The 14,288-nt window shown below is 75.0% G+C and carries 16 protein-coding genes; 8 read left to right on the top strand and 8 right to left on the bottom strand.

Annotation, left to right across the window (positions count from 1 at the left end; genetic code table 11):
- Nucleotides 1-10 precede the first annotated feature (10 nt).
- Nucleotides 11-1,210: a transposase gene (locus AB0O11_RS21075; RefSeq protein ID WP_363389131.1), complete on the top strand. Its 1,200-nt coding sequence runs from the start codon at nt 11-13 to the stop codon at nt 1,208-1,210.
- Nucleotides 1,096-1,635: an HAD hydrolase-like protein gene (locus AB0O11_RS21070; RefSeq protein WP_363388981.1), complete on the top strand. Its 540-nt coding sequence runs from the start codon at nt 1,096-1,098 to the stop codon at nt 1,633-1,635. The genes AB0O11_RS21075 and AB0O11_RS21070 overlap by 115 nt, the downstream gene beginning before the upstream one ends.
- 124 nt (nt 1,636-1,759) lie before the next feature.
- Here AB0O11_RS21070 and AB0O11_RS21065 read toward each other — a convergent pair whose 3' ends face one another.
- From AB0O11_RS21065 to AB0O11_RS21055, 3 genes are all read right to left on the bottom strand, one after another.
- Complete coding sequence (locus tag AB0O11_RS21065; RefSeq protein WP_363388978.1) at nt 1,760-2,410, bottom strand: GNAT family N-acetyltransferase; 651 nt, start codon at nt 2,408-2,410, stop codon at nt 1,760-1,762.
- A 147-nt stretch (nt 2,411-2,557) separates the two neighbouring features.
- Nucleotides 2,558-3,385, bottom strand: a complete 828-nt coding sequence (locus AB0O11_RS21060; RefSeq protein ID WP_363388975.1) for an alpha/beta fold hydrolase — start codon at nt 3,383-3,385, stop codon at nt 2,558-2,560.
- A 36-nt stretch (nt 3,386-3,421) separates the two neighbouring features.
- Nucleotides 3,422-4,087 (bottom strand): DUF4097 family beta strand repeat-containing protein, encoded by a 666-nt coding sequence (locus AB0O11_RS21055; RefSeq protein WP_363388972.1) that lies wholly within the window; start codon nt 4,085-4,087, stop codon nt 3,422-3,424.
- A 273-nt stretch (nt 4,088-4,360) separates the two neighbouring features.
- On the opposite strand from AB0O11_RS21055, the gene AB0O11_RS21050 reads away from it, so the two are divergent.
- The gene (locus AB0O11_RS21050) at nt 4,361-5,113 is read left to right on the top strand and encodes a helix-turn-helix domain-containing protein (protein ID WP_363389129.1); all 753 of its coding nucleotides are present in this window, start codon (nt 4,361-4,363) and stop codon (nt 5,111-5,113) included.
- 62 nt (nt 5,114-5,175) lie between these two features.
- Here AB0O11_RS21050 and AB0O11_RS21045 read toward each other — a convergent pair whose 3' ends face one another.
- Nucleotides 5,176-6,114: an NADP-dependent oxidoreductase gene (locus AB0O11_RS21045; RefSeq protein WP_363389126.1), complete on the bottom strand. Its 939-nt coding sequence runs from the start codon at nt 6,112-6,114 to the stop codon at nt 5,176-5,178.
- Nucleotides 6,115-6,225: 111 nt separating this feature from the next.
- On the opposite strand from AB0O11_RS21045, the gene AB0O11_RS21040 reads away from it, so the two are divergent.
- Nucleotides 6,226-6,636, top strand: coding sequence for a helix-turn-helix domain-containing protein (locus AB0O11_RS21040; RefSeq protein ID WP_363388970.1), 411 nt, complete (start codon nt 6,226-6,228; stop codon nt 6,634-6,636).
- Nucleotides 6,637-6,655: 19 nt separating this feature from the next.
- Here AB0O11_RS21040 and AB0O11_RS21035 read toward each other — a convergent pair whose 3' ends face one another.
- The 3 genes from AB0O11_RS21035 to AB0O11_RS21025 all read right to left on the bottom strand — a co-directional run bounded on the left by AB0O11_RS21035 (nt 6,656) and on the right by AB0O11_RS21025 (nt 8,476).
- Nucleotides 6,656-7,258 carry an AAA family ATPase gene (locus AB0O11_RS21035; protein ID WP_363388967.1) on the bottom strand — a complete coding sequence of 201 codons (603 nt, stop codon included), beginning with the start codon at nt 7,256-7,258 and terminating at the stop codon, nt 6,656-6,658.
- A gap of 129 nt (nt 7,259-7,387) precedes the next feature.
- Complete coding sequence (locus AB0O11_RS21030; RefSeq protein WP_363388964.1) at nt 7,388-7,912, bottom strand: DUF6328 family protein; 525 nt, start codon at nt 7,910-7,912, stop codon at nt 7,388-7,390.
- A gap of 24 nt (nt 7,913-7,936) precedes the next feature.
- Complete coding sequence (locus AB0O11_RS21025) at nt 7,937-8,476, bottom strand: MarR family transcriptional regulator (protein ID WP_363388961.1); 540 nt, start codon at nt 8,474-8,476, stop codon at nt 7,937-7,939.
- A gap of 48 nt (nt 8,477-8,524) precedes the next feature.
- Here AB0O11_RS21025 and AB0O11_RS21020 point away from each other — a divergent pair, with 48 nt between their 5' ends.
- From AB0O11_RS21020 to fusA, 4 genes are all read left to right on the top strand, one after another.
- On the top strand, nt 8,525-9,520 hold the full coding sequence (locus AB0O11_RS21020) for an EamA family transporter (RefSeq protein ID WP_363388958.1): 996 nt from the start codon (nt 8,525-8,527) through the stop codon (nt 9,518-9,520).
- A 69-nt stretch (nt 9,521-9,589) separates the two neighbouring features.
- Entirely contained in the window at nt 9,590-10,147 is a 558-nt protein-coding gene (locus AB0O11_RS21015) for a nuclear transport factor 2 family protein (protein WP_363388955.1), read from the top strand.
- A 151-nt stretch (nt 10,148-10,298) separates the two neighbouring features.
- On the top strand, nt 10,299-10,811 hold the full coding sequence (locus AB0O11_RS21010; protein WP_363388952.1) for a hemerythrin domain-containing protein: 513 nt from the start codon (nt 10,299-10,301) through the stop codon (nt 10,809-10,811).
- A gap of 383 nt (nt 10,812-11,194) precedes the next feature.
- The gene (gene fusA / locus AB0O11_RS21005; RefSeq protein ID WP_363388949.1) at nt 11,195-13,243 is read left to right on the top strand and encodes an elongation factor G; all 2,049 of its coding nucleotides are present in this window, start codon (nt 11,195-11,197) and stop codon (nt 13,241-13,243) included.
- A gap of 50 nt (nt 13,244-13,293) precedes the next feature.
- Here fusA and AB0O11_RS21000 read toward each other — a convergent pair whose 3' ends face one another.
- Nucleotides 13,294-14,151: an NAD(P)-dependent oxidoreductase gene (locus AB0O11_RS21000; RefSeq protein WP_363388947.1), complete on the bottom strand. Its 858-nt coding sequence runs from the start codon at nt 14,149-14,151 to the stop codon at nt 13,294-13,296.
- Nucleotides 14,152-14,288: the final 137 nt, after the last annotated feature.

Raw genomic sequence — 14,288 nt, 5'->3', positions numbered from 1 at the left:
GACACCGCGGATGACGGCAGGGGACCTGGGCCATGCCCGGTACACCTATCGTCTTCGTGTGTGTTCTACGGCCCGTGCCGCTTTGGAGGCGGAGTGGGGCCGGTGCCGGTGGTTGTGGAACGAGTGCGTCGCCAAGTCCAAGCAGCGCCACATCCGCAACCACACCCGGGCGGACGGTGCCGCGAAGGTGACCTGTGGTCCGGCGGAGCTGGACCGGATGCTGACCGAGGCCCGCGCTTCCATGGTGTGGCTGCGGGAAGGCGCGAGCGTTCCGCAGCAACAGACGATCCGGGACTTCGCCACGTCGAGAGTGAAAGCGCAGAAGGACATCAAAGCGAAGCTGCCGGTCATGCGGCGGGCCGGGATGCCGAAGCCGAAGAAGAAGCACGAGGCCCGGCCGTCCCTGAATTACACCCGGCGCGGTTTCCGTCTCAGGGACGGGCGTCTGCACCTGGCGGGCGGGATGGACCTGGTCGTTGTCTGGTCCCGCGAGCTGCCGGCCCCGCCGAGCAGTGCACGGGTCTACCAGGACACGCTCGGGCACTGGTACGTCTCATTCGTCGTGCCCGCGCGGATGGAGATCCTGCCGGAGACCGGCCGGGTGATCGGCATCGACTGGGGCGTCAAGGAGATCGCCACCACGACCTGCGACGACCGCGACCTGCCCCACCCCCAGTACGGGAAGAGTGCCGCGCAGAAGCTGGCGCACTACCAGCGGCAGATGGCCCGCCGCGGCCGGCCCCGGGGCAAGGCCCGGACCAAGGGCTACCGCAAGGCCCGGCGGCAGGCCGCCAAGCTGCACAAGAAGGTCGCCCGGCAACGCCAGGACACCGCCCGTAAGTGGGCCAAGGCCGTTGTCCGCGATCATGACGCGATAGCCGTCGAGGACTTCAGGCCGAAGTTCCTCAGCCGTACCACCATGGCCCGCAAGGCAGCGGACGCCGCCATCGGCGCGACCAAACGGGCCCTCGTGGAGATGAGCGACAAGCACGGCCGCTCCCTTCACCTCATCCACCCCGCGCACACCACGATGGACTGCGCGCACTGCGGAGCGAGAGCCAAGCACGCACTGCCGCTGGGAGAGCGCACCTATACATGCACACGATGCGGAACCGCGTCCCCCAGGGACAAGAATTCCGCCCGCGTCATGCTCATCCGGGCAGGTCTGAACCCGGCTGGCGTCGAGTGCGTAGGACGTGGCCGCCCGTAGGGCAACCACGCAGCACGAGTCAGAAATCCCCCGCCCTTCAGGCGGGGGAGCAGTCAAAGGCGTGCTCTTCGACGTCGACGACACCCTCTTCGACTACACCGGCTCGGAACGCGCCGGCATCCTCGCCCGCCTGCACCGACTCGGCCTGCTGCGCCGCTTCCCCGACACCGCCCTCGTCTGCTCCGACGAGCACGGCGAGGCCAAACCCGCCCCCCGGCATCTTCCGGGCCGGCTGCGCCCGCCTCGGCCTGCCCCCGCACCAGGTCGCCTACGTCGGCGACAAGTACGACCTCGACGCCCTCGGCGCCCGCGCCGCCGGCCTGCACCCCTTCTGGCTCGACCGCACCGCCTCCCGCACCCCGGCCGACGACGGCATCCACGTCCTGCACACCCTGGCCGACCTGCCCGCCGCCCTGCACGCCTGAGGCGGCGGCCGACGTGCACCGGAAGTCGGCCGGGCCGACTTCCGGTGCACCGGCTGCGCCAGGACCGTCCGCTCCCGGGGCGCCGGGTGCGCTCGGCCGACGTTCCGCCCGCGCGGGGCCCCGGTCAGCCGCCGATGCCGAACAGGGCGCGGCAGCCGTCACTCAGGCCGGTGACGGTGACCGGGGTGCGGGCGTGCTCGGCCCAGGCCTCGGGACTCAGGCGCAGCCGCTCGGAGACGACCACCCGCCCGTCCAGGACGCCGCGGTCGATGCCGTCGCTGCGGTAGCCGAGCCTGCGCGAGACGGCCAGCGAGGAGTGGTTGTCGGCGAAGGAGAGCGAGGTCGCCGACTGCGTCCCCAGCTCCGCGAAGGCCAGATGGAGCATCGCGGCGCGCATCTCGGTGCCCAGGCCCTTGCCCTGGTACTCCAGGCCGAGCCAGGAACCCGAGACGATCTCGCGCCGCACCCCGAACTCCTTGGCGCGCATGTCCTGGATGCCCACCGGGCGCCCCTCGTGGAAGGCGACCAGGTCCAGCGCCCAGTCCTGCGCGCTCCAGCGGCCCATCCGCACCCAGTGCGACTGCACCACGTGCCGGGCCCGTTCGGCGGGCGGCAGCTCGCCCCACGGCGTCAGGAACGGACGGTCCTGGGGGAGGTGGACGCCGCGGGCGGCGACGTCGGCCACCTCGGCGAGTTCGTCCTCGGCCGGCAGGCGCAGTTCCAGGCGGGGCGAGGTCACGCGCAGCCCCCGCAGGGGCCAGTGGTCGATGATCACCGAACCAGTGTGCCCAGCCGGCGCGCGGCCCGCACCGCCATTTCCACCATCCCTGACTGCCGGGCCACTTGTGGTGGCGCGGTGTCGGGCGGCCGCGTCGTCGCGGCGGGCCGCCCGGTGGTGGCGGATGCGGGGGTGGGCAGGCCGTCAGCGACCGGCCCCGGGGCGGTCGAGGACAGCCACCTCGCGCACGGCGTCCGCGACGGCGCGGAAGTCCTTCTTCAGGATCGCGCCGTGGTTGCTGGGGACTTTCGCGCTGATCGCGATGTGCGGGTTGCGCTCGGTCACCGACGGCAGGGCCGCGCGGATCAGCTCCTGCTCGTCGCCGCGGCTGCCCAGCGACGACCCCGAGGCGACCACGTACCGGGTCGGGACGGTGATGGCGTCCAGCACCGGGCCCAGTTCGCGGGCACTGCCGATCCTGCCGAGCTCGATGTTGCACTCCGACATCTGCCCGTGGGTCATCCGCGGGGTCAGCCCGGTGGGGCGCATCAGCGCCATGAGCGGGGCCCACTGCCGGAACTGCTTGCGGATGCGCTGCTCCATCTCCTCGGTGAGCCAGTCGTAGGGCTGCGCGCCGTCGACCAGGACGGCGCCGATGGCGCGCTGCGGGTTGCGCGAGGCCCAGTGCGCGCCGACGAACGCCCCGTAGGACCAGCCCACCAGCAGGGCCCGCTCCACGCCGCGGGCGGCGAGGACGGCGTCGACGTCCCGGACGGCGGCCTCGAAGGAGTAGTCCGCGGAGCGCTTCGACCTCCGCCCGCGGGCCCGCTCGTCATAGGTGATGTGCCGCAACTGCGGGCCGAGTTCGGCCAGGACCCGGCGCCAGTAGCCCTGGGTGGCGAACTGGCCGTTGAGGTAGACCACGGGCAGTCCGGGACCGCCGGTGTCGGTGACGGCCAGGGCGGTGTCGTCGACCGGCACCATGCCGGTCCAGGCCGTCGCGCCGGCCGCGGGTGTGGCGTCGTCCGTCATGTCTTCCCCCTGGATGGTGTCGGGCCGGTGCCGGTGTCAGAGGCTGCGGGCGGTGATGTCGCCGTGGGAGGTGGTGGCGCGGATGTCGAGCACGGTGGTGCCGTCGTTGCGCAGGGCATTGCCGATCCGGCCGTGGCCGGTGCCGGCGTCCAGGGCCGCCGAGACGCCGGCGGCGGCGCCGACGGTGATGCTCCCGGACCGGGTGCTCAGCTCGACGGTGCCGCGCTGCGCCTCGGTGATCCGGATGTCGCCGCGGGCGGTGCTGATCCGGGCGGGGCCGGCGAGGCGGCCGACCTCGATGTCGCCGTCGACGGCGGTCAGGTCGAGGCTCGCGGCCTCGTCGATCTTGGTGTGGCGGTACGCGCCGTCGAAGGCGACGTCACCGAGGCGGCCGACGATGCGCAGTTCGGCGGCGGCGGCCTTGCCCCGGACGGCGGAGCCGGCCGGCAGCTGGACGGTGACCTCCAGGGAGCCGGTGGGGCCGAGGAGTTGGTGGTCGGCCGCGGCGGTGACGATCCGCAGGACGCCGTCGGTGAAGGCGACGGCGGTCCGCTCGGCGGCCTGGACGTCGCGGTCCTTGCCGGGCTGGGCGGGCCGGACCTCGGCGGTGGTGTCGCCGCGCTCGGCGGCGATGAGCCGGACGCGCCCGCCGGGGATGTCCAGGACGACGGTGATCGGGGCGCAGGTGTCGAACTTCTGCACGGTGCTCTCCTGTACGGGTGCGGGCTCGGGCCCGGTTCCGGGACCGCCCGGTCGATGTTTCTGACATTGGAAACGCTACGTTGCTTTCAAGATGTCGGCAACTAGTTCGTTGCGTCAAAACTGCGTCATTGCAGGTGATTGACGGGAAACTGTTGCAACGGGTGTGCCGGGTAATGCAACGGCGGCTGGTGCGATCATTGCAATGGGTGGAAGGTGAACGCTATGGTGGGGTCGACCGGGAACCACGCAGCGACGACCACCGAGGAGAACGCGATGCCGGGAGGCAGGCTCACCCAGCAGGAACGCCGGCAGATCGCGCTGGGGCTGGCCGACAGCCTCCCCTACGCCGAGATCGCCCGGCGCCTGGAGCGCCCCACCTCGACCGTCACCCGCGAGGTGATGCGCAACGGCGGCCCCCTCGCCTACCGGGCCGACCTGGCCCATCGCGCCACCGAACACCGCGCCCAGCGGCGCCGGCCCGCCACCCCCGGCGGGCCGCAGTCCGGCCCGCAGCCGCACGGGCGCGACGGCGAGGCCGTGGCCGCGTACGAGGAGCAGCTCACCACCGTCCTGATGGGCTCGGGGCTGAACCGGATGGGGGCCCGGGTGGTCACCTGCCTGTTCACCGCCGACGCGGGCAGCCTCACCGCGGCCGAACTCGCCCAGCGCCTCCAGGTCAGCCCGGCGTCCATCTCCAAGGCGATCGCCTTCCTGGAGAGCCAGAGCCTGGTGCGCCGGGAGCGCGACGAACGCCGCCGCGACCGCTACATCGTCGACGACGAGCTCTACTACCAGGCGGTCATCGCCAGCGCCCGGGCCAACGACAAGGTCGTCGAAACCGCCCGCGAGGGCGTCGCCGTCCTCGGCCCCGGCACCCCCGCCGCCGTCCGCCTGGAGAACATCGCCCGCTTCCTCGACTTCATCAGCGAGAGCATCGTGCGCGCCGCCGAGCAGGCCCGCGAGGTCCTCCACACCAAGCCCGCGACGGCCGTCACGGACGACGAGCCCGCCCCGCAGCGGGGGTAGCCGGGCCGCGGAGGCCGGGGGAGCGGGAAGCCGGCGGGGTCGACTTCCTGCGCACGGGCGGGTCAGGGCGTCAGGACCAGGCGGCCGCGCAGGCCGCCGGCCTCCAGGCGGCGGTGGGCCCGGGCGGCGTGTTCCAGGGGGAGGGTGTCGGCCACCCGCAGGGTGAGGCGGCCGTCGGCGGCGAGGGCGGACAGGCGGGCGAGGGCGGGGCCGTCGGCGGTGACCCACACGTTGGCGACCCGGATGCCGCGCAGCGCCACCGGGGCGCTGCCGGCCGCGACCGCGACGAAGGCGCCGCGCCCGCGCACCGCGCCCAGGGCCCGTACGCCGAGCAGGGCGGCGTCGATCGCGCCGTCGACCCCGCCGGGCACCGACTCCCGTACGGCGGCGGCCACATCGGGCGCCGTGCGCGGCACGAACCACTCGGCGCCCAGGCCGCGTACCGGTTTCTCGTCGCCCTCCCCGGCGAGGGCGACCACCCGCAGACCGCGCAGGGCGGCCAGTTCGACGGCGAAGCCGCCGACCGCGCCCGCGGCGCCGGTGACCAGCAGGGTGGAGCCGGCCGGCAGGTCGAGCAGGTCGAGGGCCTGCAGTGCGGTGAGGCCGTTGAGGGGCAGGGTCGCGGCCTGCGCGAGGGTGGCGCCCGCCGGGGCGGGGGCGAGGGCGTCCGCGTCCAGGACGACGTGTTCGGCATAGGTGCCGAAGTCGGTGTCCAGGCGGTCGCGCAGGCCCACCACCCGCTGCCCGGGGGCGAATTGCGTCACGCCGGGACCGGCGGCGTCCACCGCCCCGGCCACGTCCCAGCCGATGCCGGTCACCGCCCGGGGGCCCATCAGCCCGGCCCCGGCGAGCACCCCGGAGCGGGTGACCACGTCCACCGGGTTGACCCCGGCCGCCGCCACCCGCACCCGCACCTGCCCGCGGCCCGGCTGCGGCAGCGGCACCTCCACCAGCTCCAGCACCTCGGGACCGCCGAACTCCCGCACCACCACGGCACGCATCACACCCACACCCCTCACGACTCGGCAACTCCACCCAGCCTAAGGAGAGTTACTCTCCACCGGGAAGGACGAACCCGAAGGTGCGTACCGCACGGAAAGGAGAGTGGGCCGGTGCCCACCATGACCGCCGCCCAGCGCCGCGCCGCCGAGGCGGCCGGCTACGACGCCTACCTCGCCTCGTGCCCGGCGCGCCAACTCCTCGACCGGATCGGCGACAAGTGGGTCAGCCTCGTCGTCAGCGCCCTCGCCGACGGACCGCTGCGCTACAGCGGCCTGCGCCGGCGCCTGGCCGGGGTGAGCGAGAAGATGCTCACCCGGACCCTGCGCGTCCTGGAACGCGACGGACTGGTCGGCCGCACCGTCACCGCCGGGGTGCCGGCCCGCGTCGACTACGAGCTCACCGGGCTGGGGCGCGACCTGCTGCCGCTCGTGCAGCAGATCAAGGCCTGGGCGGAGTGCCACATGCCGCAGGTGCTGGCGGCGCGCGCCGCGTACGACGACGGGCAGCAGGCACAGGGCTGACCCGCCGCCTTGGCGGCCGTCACGCCAGGGCGGCGGCCAGGCGCCCGGGCAGGGTGGCGTACGGGCGGCAGTCGACCACGGGCAGCGCGTGGGTGCGGGCCTGGCCGGCGAGCCAGGTGCTGTAGCGGGCGCTGACGGCGGCGCGCTCGGGCTGCGGGCCCGAGTCGGGCTCGCGTTCGGCGTAGTTGGCGCCGATGCGCCGCGGGTCGTCCTCGTGCAGGAAGACCGCGCGCACGCGCCGGCCCTGCCGGGCGGCCTCGGCGCCGGCGCGGGCGGCGGCGGCCGGGGTGAGGTAGTCGCCCTCCACGATCGCGGGCACGTCCACGGTGAGCCGGTTGCGCACCACGCCGAGCAGCGCGTCGTCCAGGGCCCGGGCGGTGGCGATCTGGAGTTCCAGGACGCGGTCGGCGCCCAGCGCGCCGGGGTCGGGCAGAGCGGAGAAGTGGTGCAGGCCGGGGTGGCCGGCGGGGGTGGTGGCGGCCTGGAGGGCGGCCACGACGTCGTCGAACTCGACCACGAACGCGCCGTGCCGGGCGGAGAGGTGGGCGGCGGCACGGCTCTTGCCGATGCCGGAGGCGCCGCCGATCAGCAGGACGTCCCAGGGGCTGTCGTCGGTGTGCATACCGGCACGGTAGACGGTTCGGGGTGCGGTGGGCTCCGGGGGGTGGGGGAGACGGACCGGGGCGCGCCTTTCGGCCCGGCCACCGGCCCCCGCGGCCCCCCGGGGCCGGCAGCGGTCGGGGCGGCGCGGTCAGGCCCCGTCGCGGGTGGCGGCGCGGCGCACCGCCCAGGGCAGGGCGAACCACAGCACGCCGAAGATCAGCGCGATGGCACAGGTGATCGGCACCGCGAGCGCCGTGCCGAGGACGACGTCGAGGACCAGCAGCACGGCGCCGGTCAGCGCGGAGGCGAGCAGCAGCAGGCCCACCTGGGCGACGCGGACGGAGACGGTGACGATCCGCTGCTTGCCGGGGTGGTGGTACAGCCCGCGGTGCAGGGCGACGGGGGTGGCCAGGACGGCCGCGGCGACGACGGCCAGCAGCAGGGTGGCGACGTAGATGTCCTGCTGGGCGTCGGAGAGCTGGGCGAAGCGCGGGGTGAAGGCGACCCCGAGCAGGAACGCGAAGACGATCTGCACGCCCGTCTGGAGCACCCGCAGCTCCTGCAGCATCTCCACCAGGCGCCGGTCGGCGCGCACCGCCGGGTTCTCCCAGCCGGGCGGAGGCGCGGCGGGGGAGGGCTGCGGGGCGTCGGGCGGGGGAGGCGAGCTGGTCATGCGCCAGCTTCTCACGGCCCGGCGTCAGGCTCCGTGCGCTTCCCCGGGTTCCGCGCCCCCGGCGCCGTCCAGACGGCGCTGCCAGGCGGTGAGCAGGCCCTGCAGCGCGCCGGCCTCCTCGGGGCTCAGGTGGGCCAGCAGGCGGTGCTCGTTGCGCAGGTGGGCGGCGAACGCCTCGTCGATCAGGCGCCGGCCGGCGCCGGTGAGGGCGACCACACGCCCGCGCCGGTCGTCCACGGTGGGGCGGCGGGTGACCAGCCCGGCCCGCTCCAGGCGGTCGATCCGCTTGGTCATCGCACCGGTGGTCACCATCGTGTGCGCGGCCAGCTCGCCCGGCGCCCGCTCGTACGGGGCGCCGGCACGGCGCAGCGCGGCGAGCACGTCGAACTCGCCCTCGCCCAGGCCGTAACGCTGGTAGACGAGGGCCAGTTCGGCGGTCAGGCGGGCGGCGAGGCGGTGCAGGCGCCCGATGACGGCCAGCGGCGAGACGTCGAGGTCGGGGCGCTCGCGCCGCCACGCGGCCTGGACCCGGGCGACGTGGTCCTCGTGCTGGTCGGGCTCCATGGCCACCACCCTACCCCAGTAGCTTCCCGGGAAGCTATATTGCCTTCCATGGAAGCCACCAAGCGGTGGGTACTGCTCACCGCCCTCGCCCCCGTCGCCTGGGGCGCCAACTACTGGGTCACCCACGCCCACCTGCCCGCCGACCGCCCGCTGTGGGGCGCCGCCCTGCGCGCCCTGCCCGCCGGCCTGCTGCTGCTCGCCCTCGCCCGCCGCCGCCCGCACGGCGCGTGGTGGTGGCGCAGCGCCCTGCTCGGCCTGCTCAACACCGCCGCCTTCTTCGTCCTGCTCTACCTCGCCTCCCAACTGCTGCCCACCAGCGCCGCCGCCACCCTCATGGCCGCCTCCCCGCTGGCCATGCTGCTCACCGCCTGGGCGCTGGCCGGGCAGCGGCCGCGCCGCGCGCACCTGGCCGGGTCGGTGGTGGGCCTGGCCGGGGTCGCCCTCGCGCTGGCCGGAACGGGGGAGGGGATCGGCTGGGCCGGGCTGGCGGCCTCCGCGGCCGCGATGCTGGTCTCCTGCGTCGGCTACGTACTGGCCGCCCGCTGGCGCGAGGGCGCCGACCCGCTCGCCGCCACCGCCTGGCAGCTGACCGCCGGCGGCCTGGTGCTGCTGCCGCCGGCCGCCGCCGTCGAGGGCGCGCCCCCGGCGGCGGACACGCCCACCCTGCTCGCCTTCGGCTACACCACCGTGGTCGCCACCGCGCTCGCCTTCACCTGCTGGTTCGCCGGACTGCGCCACCTGCCGGCCGGCACGGTGGGCCTGCTCGGACTGCTCAACCCGCTCACCGGCGTGCTGCTGGGCACCGCGCTGGACGGCGACCCCTTCGGGGCGCGCCGGGGCGCGGGACTGGCGCTGGTCGTCGTCGGCATCCTGCTCGGGCGCCCGCGCACCGGCGCGGCCGCCGAGCCCACCGCCGAGCCCGGCCCCGCCGACGGGCCCGATGCCGCCGGGCCTGATGCCGCCGGGCCCTCCGCCGATCCCGATCCCGCCGCCGGGCGGGTCCGGCCGGTTCCGGACCGAGGCCTTGATATCAAGTCGACTTGAACTTCTAGTTTCCGTGGTGCGCGACCGGACCGGCCGCGACACGCACCGCGATCCCAGGGAGTCGGGGCCATGACCATCACCACCACGAACACGAACCTCGCCGCGCTCGAACAGCGGGTCCAGGTCCTCACCGACCGCGCCGAGATCACCGGCCTCATCGACGGCTACCTGCTCAGCCTCGACATGGTGCCCCACGGCGGCGGGCGGTTCGACGAGGCGTGGGCACGGCGCTACTTCACCCCCGACGTGCGGATCACCACACCGGTGGGGGACCACGAGGGCATCGACGGGCTGGCCGAGTCCGAGCAGGCGACCCTCGGGAAGTTCGAGCGGACCCAGCACGTGGGCGCCAACTACATGATCGACCTGGACGGGGACCGGGCCGCGGTGCGCTGGAACGCCGTGATGGCGCACGTCCACCTCGCCTCGACCCAGCAGGCGCGCGGCGAGGAACCCGGCGGCCACTTCGACGTCGGCGGCACGTTCACCGGCGAGGCGGTGCGCACCCCCGACGGCTGGCGCCTGCGAAGCCTCGACGTGCGTGCCGTGTGGACGAACGGCAGGGGCCCGCTCGTCCTGACCCCGAAGGCCGGGGCGACCCTGCGCGACCTCGCCGGCGGGGCGTGACGGCGGGGCGTGACGGCGGCCCCGGAAACCAGCCGGGCACCGGCGCTCCGCTTGCCTGCCGGCCGGGCCGCGTGATCGGATGGCGCGAGCATCGCGTGCCGGTGACGGACTGCGTCAGGCATGGAGGTGCGCAACCGAAGGGACCGCCCCCGTGGCCTCCCCCTCCACCGGCCGTACGGCCGCCCTCAGCCTGCAACTCTCCCGCGCGCACCAGGACTTGCGCCACCGCCTCGCCGACGTCCGCGCAAGCCTGGGCCGGCCCCGCCGCCCGGACGGCGACGACAACGGACTCCTCGCCCACTGCCTGGCCTTCTGCACCGCCCTGACCAACCACCACCAGGGCGAGGACACCGGCCTGTTCGCCCAACTCCTGCGCGAACGGCCCGACCTGGCGCCGACCGTCGGCAAACTCGTCGAGGACCACGGCCTCATCACCCACATCCTCACCCGGGTGCGCCACCTCGCCGACCGGGCCGCCGGCGCCGCCCCCGGCGCCGACCCGGAGGCCATCGCACGCGAACTCGACGGGCTCGCCGCCATCATGGAATCCCACTTCGCGTACGAGGAACGCGCCATCGGCGCCGCCCTCGACACGGGCGTCGCCGACGACGGCTGGTCCGAGCCCGTGCTGCGCTTCGGGACACCGCGCAGCCCGGCCCCGTAGGACCCGTCCAGGGCCCGGCGCCGTAAAACCCTTCGCCCCGCGCGGCCCGCCTTCCCTACACTCGCCACGCAGCCGCGCCGACGCGCGGCCCGACGCGACGAACGTGACGCACGAGACGAGGAAAGGGGGGCGAGCGGCCATGCCGAAGCACAGCGCCGCCACCCCCTCTCCCGCGTCGCGGTACGAGGTGATCATGGTGTCCCCGTCCTCCCGGTGCCCGCTGCGCGGCCGGCACCGGAGCAGTGCCGCCACCGTCTGACACCGGCCCCGTCCGACCGCAGGGTCCGTCCACACAGCCATATCTGATGACCAGTCAGCCGGCGGGCACTGCCGAAATCGCGCGCCCACCCCAGAAGCGAACCGCCTCGAAAGGCACCCGGGCCATGCGCACCCACACCACCACCGCCACCATCGCGAACACCATCGCCGCCGTCCGCAACCTCGGCATCCTCGCCCACGTCGACGCCGGCAAGACCACCGTCACCGAGCGGATCCTCTACCTCACCGGCACCACCCACAAGCGCGGCGAGGTCCACGACGGCACCACCGTCACCGACTTCGACCCCCAGGAACGCGCCCGCGGCATCACCATCTTCGCCGCCGCCGTCAGCTGCGCCTGGGCCGGGCACCGGATCAACCTCATCGACACCCCCGGCCACGTCGACTTCGCCGACGAGGTCGAACGCTCCCTGCGCGTCCTCGACGGCGCGGTGGCGGTCTTCGACGCGGTCGCCGGCGTCGAGCCGCAGAGCGAGTCGGTGTGGCACCAGGCCGAACGCCACGGCGTGCCGCGCATCGCCTTCGTCAACAAGCTCGACCGCGCCGGCGCCGACCTGGACACCGCCGTCGCCGCCATCCGCGAACGCCTGCATCCGCGCCCGCTCGCCGTCCAACTGCCCATCGGAGCCGAGGAGTCGTTCACCGGCGTCGTCGACCTGGTGCGCCTGCGCGCCCTCACCTGGCACGACGACGGCACCCTCCACGAAGGCCCCGTCCCCGGCCACCTCGCCGACCGGGCGGCCGAACGCCGCCGCGCCCTGGAGGAGGCGGTGGCCGAACTGCACCCCGACGCCCTGGAGGAGTTCTGCGCCCACGCCACCCTCGGCGCCGCCACCCTCACCGCCGCCCTGCGCGACCTCACCCGCACCGGCGAGGCCGTCGTGGTGCTGTGCGGCTCCGCCTACCGCAACCGCGGCATCGAACCGCTCCTGGACGCCGCCGTCGCCTACCTGCCCTCCCCGCTCGACGTCCCGCCCACCCGCTCCGCCGACCGTACCCAGCAGCGTGAAACCGACCCCCAACAGCCCCTGACCGCCCTGGCGTTCAAGGTCACGGCCGCCCCCACCGGCCGCCTCACCCACCTGCGCCTGTACGCCGGCACCCTGCACAAGGGAGCCACCGTGCTCGACACCACCACCGGCCGCCGCGAGCGCATCGCCCGCATCCTCACCGTCCTGGCCGACCGCCACACCGAGACCCAGAGCGCCCGTGCCGGCGACATCGTCGCCGTCGTCGGCCCCAAGCACACCCGCGTCGGCGCCACCCTGTGCGACGCCGAGCACCCCATCGTCCTGGAGGCCCCCGTGAGCGCCGAACCGGTCGTCACCGTCGCCGTCGAGGCCCGCCGCGCCGCCGACACCGACAAGCTCGCCGCAGCCCTGGCCCGCCTGGCCGAGGAGGACCCGTCCCTGCGCGTGGCCACCGACCCCGAGACCGGCCAGCGCACCCTGTCCGGCCTGGGCGAACTGCACCTGGAAGTCGCGGTGGAGAAGGTCCGGCGCGAGGCCGGCGTCGAAGCGGTGGTCGGCCGGCCGAAGGTCGCGCTGCGCGAGGCCCTCGTCGAGGGCGTCACCGGCTTCACCTACCGGCACGCCAAACAGGACGGCGGCGCCGGGCAGTTCGCCCACCTCGTCCTCGACGTCCACCCCCTGCCGGAAGGCACCGGGCAGGGGTTCGCGTTCGCCTCCACCGTCACCGGCGGACGGGTGCCACGCGAGTACGTGCAGGCCGTCGAGGCCGGATGCCGCGACGCCCTCACCGAGGGACCGCTCGGCGGCCACCCGGTCACCGGCGTCGCCGTCACCCTCACCGACGGGGCCACCCACCCCAAGGACTCCTCCGAGCTCGCCTTCCGCACCGCCGCCCGCCTCGGTGTGCGCGAGGCACTGCGCGCCTCGCGGATGCACCTGCTGGAACCGCTCGCCGAGGTGAGCATCACCCTGCCCGAGGACGCCCTCGGCGCCGTCCTCGGCGACCTCGCCGCCCGCCGCGGCCACGTCCGGGCCACCGAACCCGGCCCCGGCACCACCGCCCGGGTCAGCGCACTGGTACCGCTCGCCGAACTGTTCGGCTACGCCGGGCGCCTGCGCGGCCGCACCCAGGGCCGCGGCACCTTCACCACCCGCCCGGCCGGCTACGCCCCCGCCGGCTGAGCAGTGCCGCCCGGCCCCGCCCTTCCCACGGCGGGGCCGGGCGGCGCCCGCTACAGCGCCCCGGCGTCGGCCGCCGCCCACGCCGACGGGTACAGCGGACGCCAGCCCAGCTCCCGGCGCGCCGCCGCCGTGGACACCTGTCCCTCCCACGGGTCGAACGGCTCCTGCGGCGAACCGCCCGGGTGGACCTGCCCGTTGAGCGCGTACAGGTCCCAGGCCGTCAGCGGCGCGTCGTCGCCGACGTTGTACGTGCGCCCCTCGATGCCGGGCGCCACCACCGCGCGCCACAGCGCCCGCGCCACGTCCGCGTGGTGCACCACCGCCAGGCGCTGGTGCGCGGGCCAGTTCGCCGCCCACCGCAGCGACTGCTCCAGATGCGGATCTCCCTGCCCGTACACGAACGCCAACCGCGCCACCACCAAAGGAAGTTCGTCACCCAGCGCGCGCAGACCCGACTCCGCCTGCGCCTTGGAAGCCGCGTACACCCCCCACGCCGGATCCGGCGCGAGCCGGTCGCCCTCCACCGCGGGGCGCCCCAGCCCCCGCCCGTACACCAGGTTCGTACTGGTGTGGACGAACCGCGCCACCCCGGCCTTCGCCGCCTGCCGCCCCAGCGCTACCGCCGCGTCCCGGTTGACCGCCCACGCCGCCTCGTCCGGCACCCCGCGCAGCGCCGCCGCCACGTTCAGCACCACCTCGGCCCCCGCCAGCGCCCGCGCCCGGTCCGCCTCCTCGCACAGGTCGCCGACCACCACCTCCACCCCCGCACCCGCCAGAGCCGCCGCCTTCGCCGCGTCCCGCACCAGCACCCGCACCGAGGAGCCGTCCGCCCCGGCCCACCGCACCAGCCGCGGCACCAGCCGACTGCCCACCGCACCGGTCGCGCCCGTCACCAGGATCTTCGCCATCGCCCGCCCCCTCCAGGGGAGTTGTTCTCCTCCGACGCCCACCACCCTGCCCGCGGCACGAACGGCGCGGCAGAGACCCCCCGAACCAGGGACCGGCGATCCCTGGTTGCCGCGCGCCCCGGCCGGTCAGACTGGGG

It is taken from the genome of Kitasatospora sp. NPDC093102, from assembly GCF_040683915.1.
Lineage (GTDB): Bacteria > Actinomycetota > Actinomycetes > Streptomycetales > Streptomycetaceae > Kitasatospora.
Note: the sequence above shows the minus strand (reverse complement) of the source record. Positions and strands in the feature narration are given on the sequence as shown.

Coding starts and splice junctions, on each gene's coding strand:
- AB0O11_RS21075 (WP_363389131.1), top strand. CDS start 11: ATGACGGCAGGGGACCTGGGCCATGCCCGGTACACCTATCGTCTTCGT.
- AB0O11_RS21070 (WP_363388981.1), top strand. CDS start 1,096: ATGCACACGATGCGGAACCGCGTCCCCCAGGGACAAGAATTCCGCCCG.
- AB0O11_RS21060 (WP_363388975.1), bottom strand. CDS start 3,385: ATGACGGACGACGCCACACCCGCGGCCGGCGCGACGGCCTGGACCGGC.
- AB0O11_RS21050 (WP_363389129.1), top strand. CDS start 4,361: ATGCCGGGAGGCAGGCTCACCCAGCAGGAACGCCGGCAGATCGCGCTG.
- AB0O11_RS21045 (WP_363389126.1), bottom strand. CDS start 6,114: ATGCGTGCCGTGGTGGTGCGGGAGTTCGGCGGTCCCGAGGTGCTGGAG.
- AB0O11_RS21035 (WP_363388967.1), bottom strand. CDS start 7,258: ATGCACACCGACGACAGCCCCTGGGACGTCCTGCTGATCGGCGGCGCC.
- AB0O11_RS21030 (WP_363388964.1), bottom strand. CDS start 7,912: ATGACCAGCTCGCCTCCCCCGCCCGACGCCCCGCAGCCCTCCCCCGCC.
- AB0O11_RS21025 (WP_363388961.1), bottom strand. CDS start 8,476: ATGGAGCCCGACCAGCACGAGGACCACGTCGCCCGGGTCCAGGCCGCG.
- AB0O11_RS21020 (WP_363388958.1), top strand. CDS start 8,525: ATGGAAGCCACCAAGCGGTGGGTACTGCTCACCGCCCTCGCCCCCGTC.
- AB0O11_RS21015 (WP_363388955.1), top strand. CDS start 9,590: ATGACCATCACCACCACGAACACGAACCTCGCCGCGCTCGAACAGCGG.
- fusA (WP_363388949.1), top strand. CDS start 11,195: ATGCGCACCCACACCACCACCGCCACCATCGCGAACACCATCGCCGCC.
- AB0O11_RS21000 (WP_363388947.1), bottom strand. CDS start 14,151: ATGGCGAAGATCCTGGTGACGGGCGCGACCGGTGCGGTGGGCAGTCGG.